The organism is Corynebacterium sp. HMSC065D07, assembly GCF_001810695.1.
GTDB lineage: Bacteria > Actinomycetota > Actinomycetes > Mycobacteriales > Mycobacteriaceae > Corynebacterium > Corynebacterium hesseae.
In genome coordinates, this window is sequence record NZ_KV802434.1 from 64,499 (window position 1) to 81,779 (window position 17,281).

Genomic DNA, 17,281 nt, shown 5'->3' on the forward strand with positions numbered 1-17,281 from the left:
GTACGCGGGGACTGCGCCCGCTGCCTTCGCATAAGCTATCGGGCAGTGACCTAGCCGAGTCTTCGCGAAAGTGGGAAGTCATGACCCAGCCCGACTATGTAGAACCAAACTACTACGCAGCGGATCCGTACCAGGCTCCGTACCCGCAGGCTTATCCGAATTCCTATGCGGGTTCCTATGCGCCGGTGCCTTATGAAAGGCCATCCACTCAAAACCCGCTCGCCCCATGGGCACTGGGCTTGGCTATCGTTCCGCCACTTATCGACATCGCGCTGACACTCCTCATCAGCCCCGTTGGCTTCATGCTGTCGATGCTTACCATGATCACTGGGTGGTGTGCAGCAGGGCTTGGCGTTGCTGCGCTCATTCTCGGATCGGGGCGACGCCCTGAGCACAGGGGGACCGGCATGGCGGTGTGGGGAATGCTCATTGGCGTGGGCTGGAGCTACATTGCTCCTTTCGTTTCCATGGCACTGATTTTTGTCGTGGGGCCAAATTATTAGCCATCCAATGCGCATAGAGCGCGCAGAGCACAGAAGAAGCGGCGAGGAAGGTTAAACCTCCTCGCCGCTTAAATCTTTCTGCTCTCCCTAGTCTAGGTAGTCGCGCAACACCTGAGAGCGTGATGGGTGGCGCAGCTTGGACATCGTCTTGGACTCGATCTGGCGAATACGCTCGCGGGTAACGCCGTAGACTTGGCCGATTTCGTCTAAAGTGCGCGGCATGCCATCGGTCAGTCCGAAGCGCAGACGAACCACGCCGGCCTCTCGCTCGGAGAGGGTCGTGAGCACGTCCTGGAGCTGATCCTGCAGCAAGGTAAAGGACACAGCGTCGACAGCAATGACCGCTTCGGAATCCTCAATGAAGTCACCGAGCTGGGAGTCGCCCTCATCACCGATGGTCTGGTCCAGGGAAATGGGCTCACGGGCATACTGCTGGATCTCCAGCACCTTCTCTTCGGTGATATCCATTTCCTTCGCCAGCTCCAGCGGGGTGGGCTCGCGGCCCAAGTCCTGAAGCAGCTCGCGCTGAATGCGGCCCAACTTGTTGATGACTTCCACCATGTGCACCGGGATGCGGATGGTACGAGCCTGATCAGCCATGGCGCGAGTAATGGCCTGGCGGATCCACCAGGTGGCATAAGTGGAGAACTTATAGCCCTTGGTGTAGTCGAACTTCTCAACGGCGCGGATTAGACCCAGGTTGCCTTCTTGGATGAGATCCAGGAAGGCCATGCCGCGGCCCGTGTAGCGCTTAGCCAAGGACACCACGAGGCGCAGGTTTGCCTCGAGGAGGTGGTTCTTTGCCTTGCGGCCGTCACGAGCGATGGCGCGCATGTCGCGCTTCTCCATGGGGGAGAGCTTGGCGGCCTTGTCGCCTTCGGCGCGAGCCTTCTCCATCTCGTCCATGCGGTACTGAGCGTAGAGGCCTGCCTCGATGCGCTTGGCCAGGGAGACCTCCTGCTCGGCGTTGAGCAGGGCGACTTTACCGATCTGCTTGAGGTAGGCGCGGACAGAGTCGGCCGAAGCAGTCAGCTCCGCGTCTTTACGGGCCTGACGCAGGGCAGCGGATTCATCCTCATCCCAGACGGAGGAGCCATCCTCCTCTTCGTCCTCGGAGTCCTCATCCTCCAAATCGTCATCATCGTCACCGAACTCGTCGTCCTCGTCCATCTCCGCGTTGTCCGGATCGAAGTCGATGTCGGCGTCATCGGACGTCTCGGCGTCCAACTCATCGGTCTGTTCCTCTGCGAGGTCCTCCGAAGACTCGGCGCTTTCCGGCGAGGTTGCCTTCTTTGCCGCCGACTTGCGCACCGTCTTCTTGGCCGTCTTTTTCGCGGCCTTCTGGGCGGACTTGCGAGTAGTTTTCTTTGTTGCCTTCTTGGCCGTCTTCTTAGCCGTTTTCTTGGCGGTCTTCTTCGCAGTCTTTTTCGCGGTTTTCTTGGCCGTCTTCTTAGCGGTCTTTTTTGCCGTCTTCTTGGCGGTCTTCTGTGCAGGTGCAGATGCCTCGGCGGCGCTCTTGTCCTCGCCGAGTACCTGGTCTGAAGAATCAGTGGCTGCCACGTACGCCCTTTCGACTTGCTCTCTGAGTGGAAAATATGGGGACGCGCAAGTTTGTCGCGACTAGTCCCCGATGCTAGCCCGCCTCCGAGATGAGCGAGGGAGGCGCGCCGCTGGATATTCGATAATCGACAGCCCAGTATAGATCATTTTTGTCAACAGGCGGTGACAGGGGTCAACTAGGGAACGCTGGGACGATATAGATTAGGGGCGAATTCCTTCCTTCGCCGCCATCGCCGCGCCCACGATGCCCGCGCGATTGCGGAGCTGAGCAGCAACGACCGGCGTTTCAATTTTGAGGTGCTCGCCCCACTTGTCGAACTTGCGGGAGATTCCTCCACCGATCACAAAGGCTGAAGGGTTAAACAGTGCCTCATACTCGTGGAGTACGCGGTTGACGCGCTTTGCCCACTGCTTGGACTTGAGACCTTCGCGTTCCTTGACTGCCGACGACGCCTGGTGCTCTGCTTCCTTCTCACCAACGATAAGGTGGCCAATCTCCGTATTGGGGAAGAGCTGGCCGTCCAGAAGGAATGCGGAGCCGATGCCCGTGCCCAGGGTGAGGAAGATGACGGGGCCCGAACGTGCAATGTCATCACCGTAGGCCACTTCGGCGAGGCCGGCCGCGTCGGCGTCGTTAAGCACGGTGAAGGGCGCGTCGAGGTATTGGCTCAACAAATCCTGCGCATCCACGTCAATCCAAGACTTATCAATATTCGCCGCGCTACGAATCACTTGGCCTTTCACCACAGCAGGCATCGTGATTCCGACGGGGCCGTCCCAGCCTTTTTCGGCGACGATTTGGGCAATTACCTTTGCTACGGCTTCCGGCGTAGCGGGCTGGGGAGTAGCGATCTTCAGACGGTCACCGACGAATTCGCCTGTCGCGAGGTCTACCTCGGCGCCCTTGATGCCGGAGCCCCCAACATCAATGCCAAAGGAATGGCCCTGGTGCTCAAGGCTCAATGTCGTGTCCTGGTGCTGTGCTTCTTGCGCGGTCATACTGACAGTCTATGTTGAGCGCGGCGTTGATGTGGCAACAGTGTGAGTTTCGTATCGCTGGCGGAGTCGGCACTGTGCCGTTCCCGTATTAGTGACTGCAGCCGCTCCCGTATTAGTGACCGCATTGTGGGTGGGTGTGAGGAGTGATACTCAGAAAAATATCCAGCACTCCAAGAACGGTGAATGACCAGCTCATCCTATTAAAATTCGCAGGGTAGGGGGTAGAGGGGTGGGGCGGTTGGTGCCCCCATCGCGGGGCGAGTGTGACACGGGGGCTTGCGTGGTTTACGATGCCGTCGATAAATAGACGTACCGATCAATCTGACTCACAGGGGCAAGCATTATGGCCACCGATTACGACGCACCGCGTCGCCGCGCAGAAGACGACCTCGAGACCGATTCCCTCGAGGGCCTGAAGGCGGCTGAAAACGACAACAACGGCATGGATGACGATGGTGAAATCGTCGAGGCTTTTCAGCCGCCGTCAGTGGACCTGACTGGTGAGGAGCTCAATGTCACCGTCGTGCCGCGTAAAGAAAACGAATTCACCTGTTCTGTGTGCTACCTGGTGCAGTCCAATAAGCGCCTCGACCACGAAGAGGATGGGCAGCCAGTCTGCATGGACTGCGCCTAGCGCAGCAGTTCATCCTGCGCGTGACTCTTAGCCTTGGGCGGCTGCCGCCTGTTCTGGAAGGAAGGCCGCGAGGAGCTTTTCGGGGTTGGTGGAGCCGATGAGCCAATAGGGCGTGGGATCTTCTGGGTCGTCGAGGACGAGCATGACGTGCTCAGGAACCCAGCCATGCGTGACAAGGAAAGCAGCCGGATCGAGCTGTGGTCCCAGCGCATTGCGCCGCGCGGTGGCCGGCACCGCGGTACTGCGGGAGACAACGTCGCTAGGTAGCTGTGCGTCCTTCACGGTGAGCCACCGGGTGCCATCGGCATCCTGCTCCACTTGAACTACTGTGTTGGACCACGTCACTAGCACCCACACGGCGATGGCACTAAGCAGAATGGCGGGAATAATGACCCACATGATGCCGCGGTTGAGGCTGACCGTGGCCGTGGAAATCGCCACGACGAACGCAGCCATAAACCACCAGTACCACGGCACCCATTGGCGCTCGCGATAGAGGATGACGGGGGATTCAGCAGACGCTGTGGGGGAAACAGGCGATGAATTCGAAGTCATGGCCTCTGAGTCTAGTCGTCGGGGAAGGGCAGAACCCAACGCAACCAAAGGTGCCGGGTAACCGCGGTAGACGCGGCACAAAGCTCCATCCCTCGGGGTAGGGGATGGTGGGGACAAGGTAGGCTGGGCCGCGTGAATGAGCAACACCCCCTTGTAGATCCGGTAAGTCCATTCGGAGACATTCAGATCAAGCGCCTTGATAAGGAGCTTCCGCTGCCGCAGCGAGCCCATCGTGGCGATGCTGGCGCGGATCTCTACGCCGCGCATGACGCTACTCTGCGCCCCGGAGAACGCGCGCTCGTCGGCACTGGCATTGCTCTTGCCTTGCCAATGGGCACGGTAGGTTTGGTCCACCCGCGTTCGGGCTTGGCGGCCAAGCACGGGATTTCCGTGGTCAACACGCCGGGCACCATCGATGCGGAGTATCGCGGTGAGATTAAGGTGTGCCTTATTAATCACGATCCCGAAAAGACCTTTGAGGTCGAGCGCGGGATGCGAATTGCCCAGCTTGTTGTCCAACGAGTGGAGCTCGTGGGCTTCCGCGAAGTCGAGGAACTCGATGACACCGCTCGCGGCGACGGCGGGTATGGATCCACTGGCGTCAACTGAATCAGTTGCTCGTGGCAAAGCCTGCGCGTGAGCGGGCCATACCGAGCAACCCCACATCCGACAAACACAAGTTATCCGGCACAAGACACAGAATGAGGAAGGCGCAAAACCATGGCGATGTGGCCCTTTGGCAAAAAGAAGAAGGATGCTGGCAAGGACGAAAGCCAGGACAAGAACACCACCGTCCGCACTGATGCCGCGGACAAAGAAGTAAAAGAAGCAACGGCCGAACCAGCGTCGGCGGAGAGCTTGGCAACGGGGGCCGGAGAAAGTTCGACCGCTGAGGGGCCTGTACAAGCCAGCGCAGGGCTGGTCCGCGAGCATCAGGATGACGTCGAAGGTGTTGCCGGGGTAAAAGCCGTGGCGCACGACGCCATCAACGGTGAGATGGGCCCCTACGACGGCGACAACGTGGATATCGCCGAGTTCAACTTCGAGGACTTCTCCGTCGGCCTTTTGGACCTGGGCTCGATGCGCATCCCGCTGCCGAAGGGCTCGCAGGTTCAGGTGGAAATGGGCCCAGACGGCCCGCGTATGCTTCACATTCTTACGCCGCACGGACGCATGACGCCCGTGGCCTTCGCCGCGCCGCGCACGCCGGGGCAGTGGGCGGAATCTGCCAAGGACATCGTCAAGGGTTTGGAAGCAGATGGGTTTACAGCGCATCCGGAGGATGGTCCTTGGGGTTCTGAAATCGTCGGCACCAGTGATAAGGGCGGAATCCGAATCATTGGTGTGGAAGGGCCGCGGTGGATGTACCGTTTGACCTTGGCCGCTCCTGCGGGCAAGGAAGAGGAGCTAGCGCAGCTGGGACGCGAAGTCGTCGCGCGCACCTTTATCTATCGCGGCGAGCAGCCAATTCTTGCTGGAAGTTCACTTCCCGTGATGCTGCCGCAGCAGCTCGCTGAGCAAGTCCAGCAGGCGCTTCAGGAGCGCCAGCAACAGGCAGCGCAACCATCCAGCGCTCAAAACTCCGCGCCAGCGGATAATGCCGCGCGCGCCGAAAGCGGCGCGGAGGCCGAGGCTCGCGAACAATTGCGCAATCTCGACGACCACGAGAACAAGTAGCGCGCCCTAGGCCATTGGCCGTGACCCTCCCGGCTACTACCGAAAAGGATTGTTGAAACACGTGACCACCCCTATGCCCGAAGGGCGCGATACCACCGAACACGGCACTACGCCCGCCTCTGAGGCCTCCATGGACTCCACGAATACTGAGACACCACAACAGACTGCAGCAGCGACCCCAGCGCCTGAGGCAGAACCGTCGCTGCTCGAACAGATGGGAGGCCTGACCGGTCTGGTGTCTGCGACCCTGCCCGTGCTGGTGCTCATTCCGGTTAACAACATGTGGGGCCTGGGGCCTGCATTGGCCGCAGCGCTCGGTGTGGCGCTGGCTATCAGCCTGTGGCGTTTGGCGCGCAAAGAAACTTTGCAGCCAGCATTTTCCGGGTTGCTGGGTGTCGCCATCTGCGCTGGTATCGCGTGGTTTACAGGAGACGCCAAGGGCTACTTCCTTTATGGAATTTGGATGTCGCTCGTGCTGTTCATCGTGGCGGTTGTCTCCATCATCGTGCGCTGGCCGCTTGTCGGCGTGGTGTGGAAAGGCCTCAACGGCGATGGCATGGGGTGGCGAATCGTGCCGAAGGCACGGCGAGCCTATGCCTTGGCAACGGCGGGTTGGGCCGCGGTCTTCATTGCCCGTTTCGTGGTGCAGCGCGCGCTTTACGACGCCGATGCCACCACCACCCTCGGCATCGTTCGCATCCTCATGGGGTGGCCGCTAACCGGCATCGTCACCATCTTGACCGTCTGGATGGTTCGCCGTGCCAACGCCGCAGTGGAGGAATCACAGGGCGTAGAAGGAGCACAGAGCTCTGAAGACACCAAGGAGAGGATCCATGACTGAGAGTGCTCACAACGCTGCTGATTCAAGCGTTGTCAAAGGGGCGTCCTTCGACACCACCATCGAACGCATGGGGCACGGCGGTGTCGGAATCGGTCAGGCGCCCGACGGGCGCGTGTGTTTCGTCCCCAGTGCTTTCCCGGGCGACCAGGTGAGGGCGACGGTTACCAAGGCGAAGAAGTCCTTCGTGGAAGCTGAGATGATATCCGTCCTCCAGCCAGGTGAGTACCGCGTCGAGTCTTCGTGTCCCGCAGCACAGCGCGGTGCAGGTTGCTGCGATTTCGCCGAGCTAGATCCTGCGGCGGAACCAGGAATCAAGGCCGCCGTCTTGCGCGATCAACTACATAGGGTGGCCCGGCTTGAGGACGTGCCCGAGATTGAGGCTATCGATGTCGCACCGCAGCGCGGGTGGCGCACGAGGGTACGGCTGGGCGTCGACAAGCAAGGCCGTGCCGGTGTGCGCAAGCGCGGGTCCACCGAGCTGATTACAGACGTGGCGTGTAGCCAGCTCGTGCCGGGCCTCGTCGAGGGCCTCGTAGGGCCTGGTGCCCGGGCCTTTAGCCCTGGCGCGGAGGTTATTGCGGTCATGGACAGCGATGGCAACCGCCACGTCGTCGAGACGCGAAAAGCACCGCGCGGCCGCCGCATAGAGACTATCCGGGAAGTAATCGAGGCCCCGACCGAGGACGTCGTGCAGCGTGCCGACGGTCACGAGTTTCGTTTCCCGGCCACCGCTTTTTGGCAGGCGCACGTGGGCGCGCCCGACGTGTACACCAGTCTCGCACGCGAGTGGCTTGCTGTGGAGGCGGGAGAAAGCAGTGCCGCAGATGAATCCGCGGTCGACGCAGCGGCTTGGGACCTCTATGGAGGGGTAGGGCTTTTCGTTCCTGCTCTGGCAGAAGTCACGGCGCCCCAGGGCGGGCACACCACCGTGTTTTCCGTCGATTACTCGCCGGCGGCTGCGGCGGCACAGCCGGGTCTTGCAGAGTATGACGTGCACTTTCGCACCGACAAGGTGGAGCAGGTAGCGAGCCAATTGCCAAAGCCAACGACGGTGGTTTTGGATCCGCCGCGCACCGGTGCTGGCCGGGATGTGGTGGGCGCAATTGCTGAGGCAGCGCCGCAACGCGTTCTGCACATCGGATGCGATCCCGCTACCTTTGCCCGCGATATCGCCGCGTGGTCTGAGAGCGGCTACCGCATACAGCGCTTAGCAATGGTGAATGCTTTTCCCGGAACGCACCACTTTGAAACCCTGGCGCTGTTGGTCCCCGCGGCACAGGTGGCATAGCTTTCGCTTCGAGTGCTGCCGGGGCAATGATTGACGTGTCACGTGTGTTAGCGGGTACGGTGGTAGAGAAGAAAACGATCGATGAAGGGGTTTAAGGCAAGCTCTATGGGCATTCTGGATTCCATTCAATCACCAGGCGATCTCAAAGCCCTGAGCAAGACGCAACTGGGTGAGCTCGCGGCGGAGATTCGCCAGCGCTTGATTGAGAAGGTGTCCGCTACCGGCGGTCACCTTGGCCCTAATTTGGGTGTTGTGGAGCTCACTGTGGCGATCCACCGCGTCTTCGATTCCCCGCGAGATCCCATCGTCTTTGACACCTCCCACCAGGCATATGTGCATAAGATGCTCACGGGCCGTGCCGATCAATTCGATACGCTGCGCCAGAAGGGCGGCTTGTCCGGCTACACGGACCGCGGGGAATCTGAGCACGACTGGACGGAATCCTCCCACGCCTCGGCGTCACTGTCCACGGTGGACGGCCTGTCCAAGGCCTTCAAGATTCGCGGTGAATCGCACCGCAATGCTGTGGCGGTTGTCGGTGACGGCGCCCTGACGGGTGGCATGTGTTGGGAAGCGCTCAACAACATTTCTGCGGATAAAGACCGCAACGTTGTCATCATCGTGAATGACAATGGCCGCTCCTATTCACCGACCATCGGCGGACTCTCAGAAAACCTTGGGCGCATCCGCGCGCAGCATGGCTATGACGAGTTCATGGCGCTGGGCAAGAAGCGCCTGAAGTCCATGGGTTGGGTAGGCGAGCGCACCTTTGACGCTTTGCATGCGGTCAAGGAAGGCGTGAAGTCCACCGTCCTGCCCACCGAGATGTTCCCAGAACTGGGCATCAAATACATTGGTCCGATTAACGGACACGATATCGACGCCGTGGTCCGGGCACTGAGATACGCCCGCGACTATGACGGCCCCATCATCGTGCATACGGTCACGGAGAAGGGCCACGGCTTCGCACCAGCGGTCAATGAGCCGAAGGACCAGATGCACTCCACAGGGGCTATCGACCCAGTCACCGGTGTGTCCAAAGGACAGAAGCAACCGGGATGGACTGCGGCCTTCTCCGAGGAACTCATTAAGGCCGGCCATGCCCGCGAGGATATTGTGGCGATAACCGCCGCTATGGCAGGCCCAACGGGATTAGCTCCATTCCAAGAGGAGTTCCCAGAGCGCTTCTTCGATGTCGGAATTGCAGAACAACATGCCATGGCCTCTGCGTCCGGCCTGGCGCTGGCAGGTATGCACCCGGTGGTGGCGGTGTATTCCACCTTCCTCAACCGCGCAGTGGACCAAGTGGTCATGGACATCGCGTTGCTGAAGCTGCCCGTCACCATCGTTCTCGATCGCGCCGGCGTCACAGGATCCGATGGTCCCTCGCACAATGGTGTCTGGGACATGGCGCTGATGAGCATCGTCCCGGGTATGCGCATCGCCGCACCGCGCGATGGTGCCCGCTTAAGGGAGCTCTTCAATGAAGCAATTTCCATCGAGGATGGCCCGACGGTAGTGCGCTTCCCTAAGGGCAACCTGCTGGATGATTGTGAGGAGCTCAAGCGCCTCGATGATGGCGTCGACATCCTGCGCTATTCCGATGCTGCTGAATCAGCGGCCGACGCAACGGATGTTCTGATCGTCTCCATCGGCGCCATGAGTGCCCGATCCCTGGGGGCCGCCGAGCGGTTGGAAGCCGAAGGCTTCAACGTGACCGTCGTTGATCCGCGCTGGCCGGTTCCGGTCCCACAATCCATTATCGCGCTGGCTGCGGATCATGACCTCGTGGTCACGGTGGAGGACGGGATCCTGCGTGGCGGCGTGGGTTCCATGGTGGCCGAAGCACTCGATGCTGCCGATGTGGATACCCCCGTGCACCGACTCGGCGTGCCGGGCTGTTTCCCCAAGCACGCCAGCCGCGGTGAGGTTCTTGAGGAATTCGGGCTGACTCCGGAGGGAATCGCAGAGTCCGTCAGCGAGTGGGTAGCTGCCCGCAGCTAAGAACGCGGGGGAGTGGGCGCTACTGCTCCAGCCCGTGGCACAAAAGCGGGGAGGCAAGCTCGATTTGCCACTCGCGCGCGCCCTGGGAACGTAGGAAATCGGGGATATCCGAAGCGTTTGTGATTTCCCCGGCGACGCCACCCTCTGGGCCACACGCCGCCCACACGGCCATGCGTAGCAGGCTGGGTTTGAGAATGAGCTCGTAGCTCATGCCGAGCTCATCGCCGAGGTCCTCGAAGTCACTACGGATTTCGGTGTAGAGCTGCCACAGTTCGGGGAACTCCCGGCTAAAAACTGATTTGGAAGGAACCGGGCGCGGGCTGCGCAGCACCTTCGGCCATTGCTGGCGCGGGCTGGCCAGTGCGGTTTCAACCGCGTCGAACCACCGCAAGGTCGCACCCCCGCGGCGTCGGGGAAAACCTTTGATTTGGTTGATTTCGCGTGGCGAGCGGGGCACGCGGCGAGCAATGTCCACCAACACGCGGTGCGGTAGTACTCGGTTGGGGGCCACGTCCTGGGTGCGCGCGATAGATTCGCGGCGCTGCCACAGCTCGCGAGCCACGGCGAGCTGCTCGCCGGAGCGAAGCGAGGACACGCCCTTGAGATCCCGCCACGAGCGGGGCTCGGGGCCTTTAATGCGCGCGTGGTCGTCGACTATCTTCTCAAACTCCTCATAGGCCCAGTCGAGTTTTTCCTCCTCCGCGAGGATATCGCGCAAGGTCACAGCGAGCTCATTGAGTAACTCCACGTCAAGCGCCGCATAATTGCGCCACGACCGGGGAATGGGGGTTTCGGACCAGTCGGAATCGCCGTAGCCTTTTTCCAATTGGACGTCGAAAAGCTCCAGCACCATTGCTGCCAAGTTGGGGTGGGCAAAGCCGGCGAAGCGGGCGGCCAGCTCGGTATCGAAGAGCCTGCCTGGGTACAAGCCCAGCCAGGCTAGGCAAGGAAGATCGGAGGGGGCCGCATGGACGACCCATTCTTGGCCGTTGAGCACCGGTGCTAAGGCCGCGCGAAGCTCAGTCCTGTGGTGTTCCGGGGCGAGCAAAAAAGTGCCCGCACCTTCTCGGCGAATTTGTACTAGGAACGCGCGATCGTCATAGCGGTAAGCTGACGCGCGTTCGGTGTCGATGGCGAAGGGGCCAGTTCCAGCTGCCAGGCGGTCGGCGGCGGCGTGAAATTCACGGGGAGAAAGCAGGACCTTTGGTGTTCCGTCAACCGGTACCTGGCGCAGTTCAGTCATGTTAGCGCCCGAGCTCCGCTACGCCTTCTGGTGGCAGCCCTGCGACGAGGGAAAGAACTTGCGCAAAAGCTTCCACGTGTGGGGCGAGATCTAGGCCGGCGGCGGTCCAGGAGGCGCGCATTTCTAGTTGGTAGGCGCGCGGCGGGCCGCCGATCTCGCCGAAACGAACCGAGGCGGTCGACGTGACGGTGCCGCCCAGGTTTGTATGGGTCGCCTCGCGCACGTCAAGGGATTCGGTAAGCCATTCCCAGGCGACGTCGGGAAGCAGCGGATCCCCAGCGACGGCATCGTCCAAGTCCGCTTGGATGTAGGCCACGAGGCGCATTGCGCCTTCCCAGGCCTCCTCAGCGCCGGGATCGTGGAGCAGGATGAGGCGGCCGAAGGCATCGCCGTCAGAGTCGGTGGGGATGTTATCCCCATGCTCGTTGCGCTCAACTTCCAAGCCGATGGCGTGGCTGAACGGCGCTAGGCGCTGCGGTGGGCGGATGGTGCCCAACGTGATTTCTGGGCGCAGCTGTGCGGCATGGAGGGACTCAACGGCCTCCGTGAAGGCGGCCGGGGTGCTCGGCTCCGCAGGGCGCGAATCGGCGGGGGAGACGGCGGTGCGATCGTGCAGGTTGGTCGGTGCCCCTGCGAGGTTGCGCGAAGAAACGTCGGAATTGCTCACGGGGAACAACGTATAAGCTCCGCCCTCGTGGCGGTGGAAGGCGCGCCGAAAGGCTAGTGGCGCGAGGGGTTGTCTCCAACTTATGATGGATGCGAAACTCTGTCGGTTGAAAGAAGGAGAAAGGCATGTCGAAGGTCAACTTCGCCGAGCTCAATAAGGTCCAGCGCTATTCGCAGCACGCGGTTTTTCAAGTAATCCCCGGTGCGCTGGGCACCGAGCGCGAGGAGAGCGTGGCGCAGGCACAGAAGTTCTTCGCGGAATTGGAGGAAGCAGGCGTGGTTACCGTTCGCGGTATCTATGATCTCTCCGGGATGCGGGAGAGCGCTGACTTCATGATCTGGTGGCACGCTGAGGAATTCGCCGACATCCAGAAGGCCTTTGCGGACTTCCGCCGCGAGACCACCCTGGGGCAGGTTTCCGAGGTGACCTGGGTGGGCAATGCACTGCACCGCCCGGCGGAGTTCAACAAGTCCCACCTGCCGTCCTTCATTATGGGCGAAGAGCCCGGCGAGTGGATTTCCGTCTACCCCTTCGTGCGCTCTTATGACTGGTACACCATGGATGAGGAAAAGCGCCGCCGCATCCTGATGGAGCACGGCATGCAGGCACGTGATTATCCGGACGTACGCGCCAACACCGTGCCAGCCTTCGCGCTGGGTGACTACGAGTGGATCCTGGCCTTTGAGGCCCCGGAGCTGCACCGCATCGTGGACCTGATGTACCTCATGCGCTACACCGAGGCTCGTCACCACGTGCGCGAGGAGATTCCTTTCCACACCGGCCGCCGCGTGAAGGACGTGGCTGAGCTCATCGCGATCCTGCCTTAAGAACCGCGATAATTCGCGGTAGCTGCCGCGAAAAGCGCCGGAAGCCGGTTGAGGGTTTAGTCCTCGACCGGCTTTTCTTCTAGATCCAGGCAGATGGAATTGATGCAGTAGCGCAGGTCCGTCGGCGTATCGTAGCCCTCACCCTCGAAGACGTGGCCGAGGTGGGATTCACAGTTAGTGCACAGTACCTCGATGCGGCGCATGCCCAGTGAATTGTCTTCGCGCTCAATGATGGCGTCGCCGGCCAAAGGGGAGAAGAAGGACGGCCAGCCGCAGTGCGACTCAAACTTTTCCGTGGAGCGGAAGAGCTCGGCACCACAGGCGCGGCAGGAGTACACGCCTTCGGTAGTCGTGTTGGTGTACTCGCCGACGTGCGGTGCTTCCGTTCCGGCCTCACGCAGAACGTGGTACTCCTCGGGGCTTAACCGCTTGCGCCATTCGGTATCTGCAATGAGCTTGAAATCAGTCATGCTGGGAGTTTATCGCTAGCTTGAGGCTTTGGGCTAGCCCCTCGCTCCGCGGACCACCAGCCGGTCACGGTGGTGGCGGTCACCACGATGAGCAGTCCCCACCCAATGGTGGCGATGAAGACGCTCATCCAGTGTGCGGCGGTGGGCATGCTTGTCGACGTCCACTCGAGCGGCGCCAAGAATAAAAATGCGGCCAACCATGCTCCCCACGTGTGGAAGACCGAGCGTCCGAGCATCACCGTAAACAGCATGGGGATAAGCCACATGGAGTAGTACTGCTGACCCAGGGAGGAAAGGAAGAAGATGCCGACCATGATGGCACCACTTGTGCTCAGCGCCCAGAAGGTGGGCTCGCTGTTGCGCCAGCGTAGAAGCCCGAGGATGGCCACTGCGGCTAGCGCCGCGAAAAGGAGCCAGATGGGGTAGTAGATGATGCCGGGGAGATCGAAGTAAGCGCGCACGCCCGGCCACGAGGCATTGGCATAATCGCGCGTTGTCGCCAGGTAGGGAAGAAGATTGGCGCGGAAGCCTTCCACGCCCGGGACGATCGGCCAAGCAGCAAGGTTGCTCACTAGCGGTATAGCCACGCCCAAACCTACAGTGAGCCAGCGCTTGCGCACTAAAGCGAGGAAGAGCAGCGGGGCAAATTGCGGCTTAACCAGAATCGCCAGACCGATGCACAGCCCGGCGGCCCATCCGTGTTTATCCAACAAGACTAGAAACGCCACCATGGCGAGTAGTAGCACGCCGTTTATATTGGTAAAGACCAACGTGTTGATGACCGATTCGGTAGCGAAGGCAGCAGCGACGCTGACTGGCCACAAGGGGCCTCGCAGGCTGTGGCCTACGAAGCGAGTCAGTAGGGCCAAGGCGGCGACGATGGCCGCGGCGTTGGCCAGGATGAAGGCGATGCGCGCGTGTTCCTCGGAAACAAGCCCCAAGGGGGATAGGAGGAGCGTTGCGCCCGGGTTGTATAGGTAGAGCGGCTCGACGAAGGAATAGTTCTGTTCGTAGACCGGGTTGCCCTCCCACAGGTTCCGGATTGCGCGGTAGACGGTGCCGAAATCATCGGTCACCGTGCCGTTGAAGGCGAGTACGAACACGCGATGGAAAACCAAGACTATGGCGGCGGGCCACGCGGCGGCCGTCCACAGTCGCGCGGAATCTGAGGTTGAGGGAGCCGGAGAAGTCACGGCAGCACAGTTTACGGTGTTTGGGTTCGTCGATAGCGCAGAAACACCGTGCTGTCGACAGCAGCAACGTTCTCCAACTCGAGCTTGAGCGCAGGGGAGGTGGCTTTGCCATCGATGACGGGCTTTTCGACGGAGGGCGATAGGTGCGGGTCGAGCGTCAAATAGAGCTTGTCCACAAGTCCTTCGGCGATAAAGGCGGAGTACACGGAAGGGCCGCCCTCACAACTGATGCGGCGTGCGCCCTGGGCGCGAAGGGCAGCAATAGCCTCGCTCATGGTTCCGGTACCTGTGCTGATGACTTCGGCGCCGGCGTCGGCTAAGCGCCGTGCCTCGGGTGACGATGCGCGTTCCTCCGGGGTAAGCACGATGGGGCCTGCTGCAATGAAACCCTCGAACCCGGCAAAGTCAAGGGAGTGACTGAGTACGGCGAGCCGCGTGCTTGTCGACGGTCCGTACTCTTCCGACTTCACCGTGGCTGAGCCGACGACGGCAATGTCGGCCCACTCGCGCAGTGCGGCGAAGAGTTCACCGTCGGTGGCGTTGCCCATTGGCCCTGAGGTTCCATCGATGGTGGCGGAGCCGTGGAGCGTACTCACCGCAATCAAGCGGATTCCTTCTCGGTCGGGCCCCATGAGGTGGTTTATCAGAGCAGTGTCACTCATGGCGCCCCACGGTACCTGAAATGTCGACGACGGCTTAGGGCGTGGGATTGGCCGGAGCGTATGTGATCAGGCGCGTTGGAACCGCCATGTGCCGAAGCGCAGCGCAGAGGCTCCCCAATGCAATAGCAGGAGCACCAATAAAGCAAGGGACAACCGGTGCCAGCCTTCATTCCAGGAGCCAAGGCACAAAGTGCCGACAGGGAATGTGGAGCCCCACCAGCCTGGGCCATAAGGGGCCCACGCGACTACCGCTTGGTAAAAGCAATACATTGCGAATACTACGCAGGGCGCACCAATGATGAACATGATGATGCCGTAGAGGTGGGCGTCAAAAAGCAGTGTCGAGGCCGCCGTTGACTGTCCAACCACGCCGAGTGGGATCCATGCCGTACCCGCAGCCGCCTCGCGCGGCCTATCTTGACAGCGTACTAAAGACCAATAGCAATAAGCGAACAGCGGAATTGCGGTGATGAACGTGAGGAAGAAGCAAAGCTCACCGGCATAGTGGTAGAACTGCCCGTGGTTCATAGCCAACTGACCTGCGGAGGTCGCCGCCACCATGGGAGAAACAAGTGCCAGGCCCCAAGGAAAAGCGGGCTTGTCGTAGAGGTGCGGCTGTTTGAACAACCCCCACAGCTGCCATAGGCAGACCACCACCGATAGCGGTGCACCAATCCACCAACTTGCCAACTGGAAGGCATCGCTTCCAGTCAACGCGGTCCATGCCGAGCCGCACGCCAGCAGGCCCATCGTGTACATGCCCCACGCAGCCATATTCTGGTGTCGAGGCGGTTCATTTCTCGCGCCCACGGTAAAAATCACCAGCAGAACAGCTGCGATAAGAGCAAAAACAATTTGGCCTACGCGTAGACCATGCAAACCCGACAAAGTTGACGCAATTGAGGTTCCCATCAAGGAGCCTGCCCAGGCTGGGCCGTACTTTGGCAACTGCACATCTATCACCCTATGCCTGCACGTGTTTCTATTGAACCATTATGGAGTTATCGGGTAACTACGCGCGGGGCAGGTCCAATATCGTGCAGGCTTTATCAACCATGCCGTGCCCCAACGGGTTGAGCTATCGTGTCTGGCTTTCTTGGCCAGTTTCAGGAACAATGAGAAAATACCCCCGCGTGAACAGATAAATGCGGATTCGTTTTCCACATAGTATCCACGCGGAGGCTTGTGTTATACGCTGCACGTCTTTTACCTGCAGCTTTAATGGTGGTCCTAGCTGGGATTGAACCAGCGACCTTTCCGGTGTGAACGGAACGCTCTCCCACTGAGCTATAGAACCTCGGTGCAGCACTTAAGGTACACCGCGCGTATGGAAACCCCTAATCGACCAGCTCAACCGCGCTTTCATTTACTCTGCGTGCATTTATTCTGGTTGGTTGCTCGCGACTGTAAGGGTGTAGTGGCTACTCAGGGCTGTGCGAGAACGGATGGATCTTGGAGTTCTCCCGACAGTACTAGTGTGTTCCTAGTGCAATCATGCGCAATCACTGTAACCGCAGTCTCAATCACATTAATGTAATCCATGCGCTGTTGGATGGTTGGGGATTAGTGCTGTGGGCTGCGGATTTGGAAACTGGGTCGGTGCACGATAAAGTTTCTTCTCGCACCACGGCATACCAGCCGGGAACGTGCAATGCGGATGTAGCGCAGTTGGTAGCGCATCACCTTGCCAAGGTGAGGGTCGCGAGTTCGAGTCTCGTCATCCGCTCCAAGGCTTTCTTGATGCTAGAGGGAATCTTGAGCAAGTAGATAGCCTTGATAAATGGATAAGCGCGATTAGCTCAGTGGGAGAGCGCTTCCCTGACACGGAAGAGGTCACTGGTTCAATCCCAGTATCGCGCACAAGGACTTAGTCCTAGAAACCGGGCCTGGTTTCGAATGCGGATGTAGCGCAGTTGGTAGCGCATCACCTTGCCAAGGTGAGGGTCGCGAGTTCGAGTCTCGTCATCCGCTCCAGCACATGTAGTGTGTGAGGCGGTATCGCCACGGTGGAATGGCCGAGTGGTGAGGCAACGGTCTGCAAAACCGTGCACACGGGTTCGATTCCCGTTTCCACCTCAAAAGCTGGCGCCCAACTTCGGGTGCTGTGAGCGCGTTTAGCTCAGCGGGAGAGCGCTTCCCTGACACGGAAGAGGTCACT

17 protein-coding genes and 5 tRNA genes are annotated in these 17,281 nt (G+C 60.4%); 12 read left to right on the forward strand and 10 right to left on the reverse strand.

Features of this window, described 5'->3' with window-relative positions:
• Window positions 1-80: 80 nt before the first annotated feature.
• Window positions 81-503 carry a hypothetical protein gene (locus tag HMPREF2760_RS04195; protein WP_070596695.1) on the forward strand — a complete coding sequence of 141 codons (423 nt, stop codon included), beginning with the start codon at window positions 81-83 and terminating at the stop codon, window positions 501-503.
• An 87-nt stretch (window positions 504-590) separates the two neighbouring features.
• Here HMPREF2760_RS04195 and HMPREF2760_RS04200 read toward each other — a convergent pair whose 3' ends face one another.
• Both HMPREF2760_RS04200 and ppgK read right to left on the reverse strand, forming a co-directional pair.
• Complete coding sequence (locus tag HMPREF2760_RS04200; RefSeq protein WP_070596697.1) at window positions 591-2,063, reverse strand: RNA polymerase sigma factor; 1,473 nt, start codon at window positions 2,061-2,063, stop codon at window positions 591-593.
• A gap of 201 nt (window positions 2,064-2,264) precedes the next feature.
• On the reverse strand, window positions 2,265-3,062 hold the full coding sequence (gene ppgK / locus HMPREF2760_RS04205) for a polyphosphate--glucose phosphotransferase (RefSeq protein ID WP_070596699.1): 798 nt from the start codon (window positions 3,060-3,062) through the stop codon (window positions 2,265-2,267).
• A 343-nt stretch (window positions 3,063-3,405) separates the two neighbouring features.
• Between ppgK and HMPREF2760_RS04210 the strand changes: the two genes are divergently transcribed.
• Entirely contained in the window at window positions 3,406-3,696 is a 291-nt protein-coding gene (locus HMPREF2760_RS04210) for a DUF4193 domain-containing protein (protein WP_070522030.1), read from the forward strand.
• Window positions 3,697-3,723: 27 nt separating this feature from the next.
• Here HMPREF2760_RS04210 and HMPREF2760_RS04215 read toward each other — a convergent pair whose 3' ends face one another.
• Window positions 3,724-4,251 (reverse strand): DUF3093 domain-containing protein, encoded by a 528-nt coding sequence (locus HMPREF2760_RS04215; RefSeq protein WP_070531297.1) that lies wholly within the window; start codon window positions 4,249-4,251, stop codon window positions 3,724-3,726.
• Between the two features lie 132 nt (window positions 4,252-4,383).
• On the opposite strand from HMPREF2760_RS04215, the gene dut reads away from it, so the two are divergent.
• From dut to dxs, 5 genes are all read left to right on the forward strand, one after another.
• Window positions 4,384-4,860: a dUTP diphosphatase gene (gene dut, locus HMPREF2760_RS04220; RefSeq protein WP_070563191.1), complete on the forward strand. Its 477-nt coding sequence runs from the start codon at window positions 4,384-4,386 to the stop codon at window positions 4,858-4,860.
• Between the two features lie 111 nt (window positions 4,861-4,971).
• Window positions 4,972-5,928, forward strand: a complete 957-nt coding sequence (locus HMPREF2760_RS04225; protein ID WP_070563194.1) for a DUF3710 domain-containing protein — start codon at window positions 4,972-4,974, stop codon at window positions 5,926-5,928.
• A 130-nt stretch (window positions 5,929-6,058) separates the two neighbouring features.
• Window positions 6,059-6,769: a DUF3159 domain-containing protein gene (locus tag HMPREF2760_RS04230; RefSeq protein ID WP_371325874.1), complete on the forward strand. Its 711-nt coding sequence runs from the start codon at window positions 6,059-6,061 to the stop codon at window positions 6,767-6,769.
• Window positions 6,762-8,057, forward strand: a complete 1,296-nt coding sequence (locus HMPREF2760_RS04235) for a class I SAM-dependent RNA methyltransferase (RefSeq protein WP_070596703.1) — start codon at window positions 6,762-6,764, stop codon at window positions 8,055-8,057. The genes HMPREF2760_RS04230 and HMPREF2760_RS04235 overlap by 8 nt, the downstream gene beginning before the upstream one ends.
• Before the next feature lie 105 nt (window positions 8,058-8,162).
• A complete protein-coding gene (gene dxs / locus HMPREF2760_RS04240; RefSeq protein ID WP_070563203.1) occupies window positions 8,163-10,061 on the forward strand; it encodes a 1-deoxy-D-xylulose-5-phosphate synthase in 1,899 nt (632 codons plus the stop codon).
• A 19-nt stretch (window positions 10,062-10,080) separates the two neighbouring features.
• On the opposite strand, the gene HMPREF2760_RS04245 is transcribed toward dxs, so the two are convergent.
• Both HMPREF2760_RS04245 and HMPREF2760_RS04250 read right to left on the reverse strand, forming a co-directional pair.
• Window positions 10,081-11,304: an HRDC domain-containing protein gene (locus HMPREF2760_RS04245; RefSeq protein ID WP_070563206.1), complete on the reverse strand. Its 1,224-nt coding sequence runs from the start codon at window positions 11,302-11,304 to the stop codon at window positions 10,081-10,083.
• Window position 11,305: 1 nt separating this feature from the next.
• Entirely contained in the window at window positions 11,306-11,920 is a 615-nt protein-coding gene (locus tag HMPREF2760_RS04250; RefSeq protein ID WP_141746420.1) for a DUF3000 domain-containing protein, read from the reverse strand.
• Window positions 11,921-12,096: 176 nt separating this feature from the next.
• On the opposite strand from HMPREF2760_RS04250, the gene hemQ reads away from it, so the two are divergent.
• Window positions 12,097-12,798, forward strand: a complete 702-nt coding sequence (gene hemQ / locus HMPREF2760_RS04255) for a hydrogen peroxide-dependent heme synthase (protein WP_070563212.1) — start codon at window positions 12,097-12,099, stop codon at window positions 12,796-12,798.
• 56 nt (window positions 12,799-12,854) lie between these two features.
• Here hemQ and msrB read toward each other — a convergent pair whose 3' ends face one another.
• The 5 genes from msrB to HMPREF2760_RS04280 form a co-directional block, all read right to left on the reverse strand.
• Window positions 12,855-13,268: a peptide-methionine (R)-S-oxide reductase MsrB gene (gene msrB / locus HMPREF2760_RS04260; RefSeq protein WP_070563215.1), complete on the reverse strand. Its 414-nt coding sequence runs from the start codon at window positions 13,266-13,268 to the stop codon at window positions 12,855-12,857.
• Entirely contained in the window at window positions 13,265-14,461 is a 1,197-nt protein-coding gene (locus tag HMPREF2760_RS04265) for a glycosyltransferase family 87 protein (protein ID WP_070563218.1), read from the reverse strand. Before HMPREF2760_RS04265 ends, msrB begins: the two co-directional genes overlap by 4 nt.
• Window positions 14,462-14,472: 11 nt before the next feature.
• Complete coding sequence (locus HMPREF2760_RS04270; RefSeq protein WP_070563222.1) at window positions 14,473-15,123, reverse strand: dihydrofolate reductase family protein; 651 nt, start codon at window positions 15,121-15,123, stop codon at window positions 14,473-14,475.
• A 66-nt stretch (window positions 15,124-15,189) separates the two neighbouring features.
• On the reverse strand, window positions 15,190-16,086 hold the full coding sequence (locus HMPREF2760_RS04275; RefSeq protein ID WP_371440616.1) for a TDT family transporter: 897 nt from the start codon (window positions 16,084-16,086) through the stop codon (window positions 15,190-15,192).
• 259 nt (window positions 16,087-16,345) lie between these two features.
• Window positions 16,346-16,420, reverse strand: a tRNA-Val gene (locus HMPREF2760_RS04280).
• Window positions 16,421-16,776: 356 nt separating this feature from the next.
• On the opposite strand from HMPREF2760_RS04280, the gene HMPREF2760_RS04285 reads away from it, so the two are divergent.
• From HMPREF2760_RS04285 to HMPREF2760_RS04300, 4 genes are all read left to right on the forward strand, one after another.
• Window positions 16,777-16,852, forward strand: a tRNA-Gly gene (locus HMPREF2760_RS04285).
• A 59-nt stretch (window positions 16,853-16,911) separates the two neighbouring features.
• Window positions 16,912-16,983 (forward strand) — tRNA-Val (locus HMPREF2760_RS04290).
• Between the two features lie 38 nt (window positions 16,984-17,021).
• Window positions 17,022-17,097, forward strand: a tRNA-Gly gene (locus HMPREF2760_RS04295).
• 31 nt (window positions 17,098-17,128) lie between these two features.
• Window positions 17,129-17,199: transfer RNA gene (locus HMPREF2760_RS04300), tRNA-Cys, on the forward strand.
• The last annotated feature ends 82 nt before the right edge of the window (window positions 17,200-17,281 follow it).

Excerpts from the sequence above, each read along its gene's own strand:
- dxs (WP_070563203.1), top strand. The coding sequence starts at position 8,163 with ATGGGCATTCTGGATTCCATTCAATCACCAGGCGATCTCAAAGCCCTG.
- HMPREF2760_RS04235 (WP_070596703.1), top strand. The coding sequence starts at position 6,762 with ATGACTGAGAGTGCTCACAACGCTGCTGATTCAAGCGTTGTCAAAGGG.
- HMPREF2760_RS04245 (WP_070563206.1), bottom strand. The coding sequence starts at position 11,304 with ATGACTGAACTGCGCCAGGTACCGGTTGACGGAACACCAAAGGTCCTG.
- ppgK (WP_070596699.1), bottom strand. The coding sequence starts at position 3,062 with ATGACCGCGCAAGAAGCACAGCACCAGGACACGACATTGAGCCTTGAG.
- hemQ (WP_070563212.1), top strand. The coding sequence starts at position 12,097 with ATGTCGAAGGTCAACTTCGCCGAGCTCAATAAGGTCCAGCGCTATTCG.
- HMPREF2760_RS04210 (WP_070522030.1), top strand. The coding sequence starts at position 3,406 with ATGGCCACCGATTACGACGCACCGCGTCGCCGCGCAGAAGACGACCTC.
- HMPREF2760_RS04225 (WP_070563194.1), top strand. The coding sequence starts at position 4,972 with ATGGCGATGTGGCCCTTTGGCAAAAAGAAGAAGGATGCTGGCAAGGAC.
- HMPREF2760_RS04270 (WP_070563222.1), bottom strand. The coding sequence starts at position 15,123 with ATGAGTGACACTGCTCTGATAAACCACCTCATGGGGCCCGACCGAGAA.
- HMPREF2760_RS04230 (WP_371325874.1), top strand. The coding sequence starts at position 6,059 with ATGGACTCCACGAATACTGAGACACCACAACAGACTGCAGCAGCGACC.
- HMPREF2760_RS04195 (WP_070596695.1), top strand. The coding sequence starts at position 81 with ATGACCCAGCCCGACTATGTAGAACCAAACTACTACGCAGCGGATCCG.
- HMPREF2760_RS04215 (WP_070531297.1), bottom strand. The coding sequence starts at position 4,251 with ATGACTTCGAATTCATCGCCTGTTTCCCCCACAGCGTCTGCTGAATCC.
- msrB (WP_070563215.1), bottom strand. The coding sequence starts at position 13,268 with ATGACTGATTTCAAGCTCATTGCAGATACCGAATGGCGCAAGCGGTTA.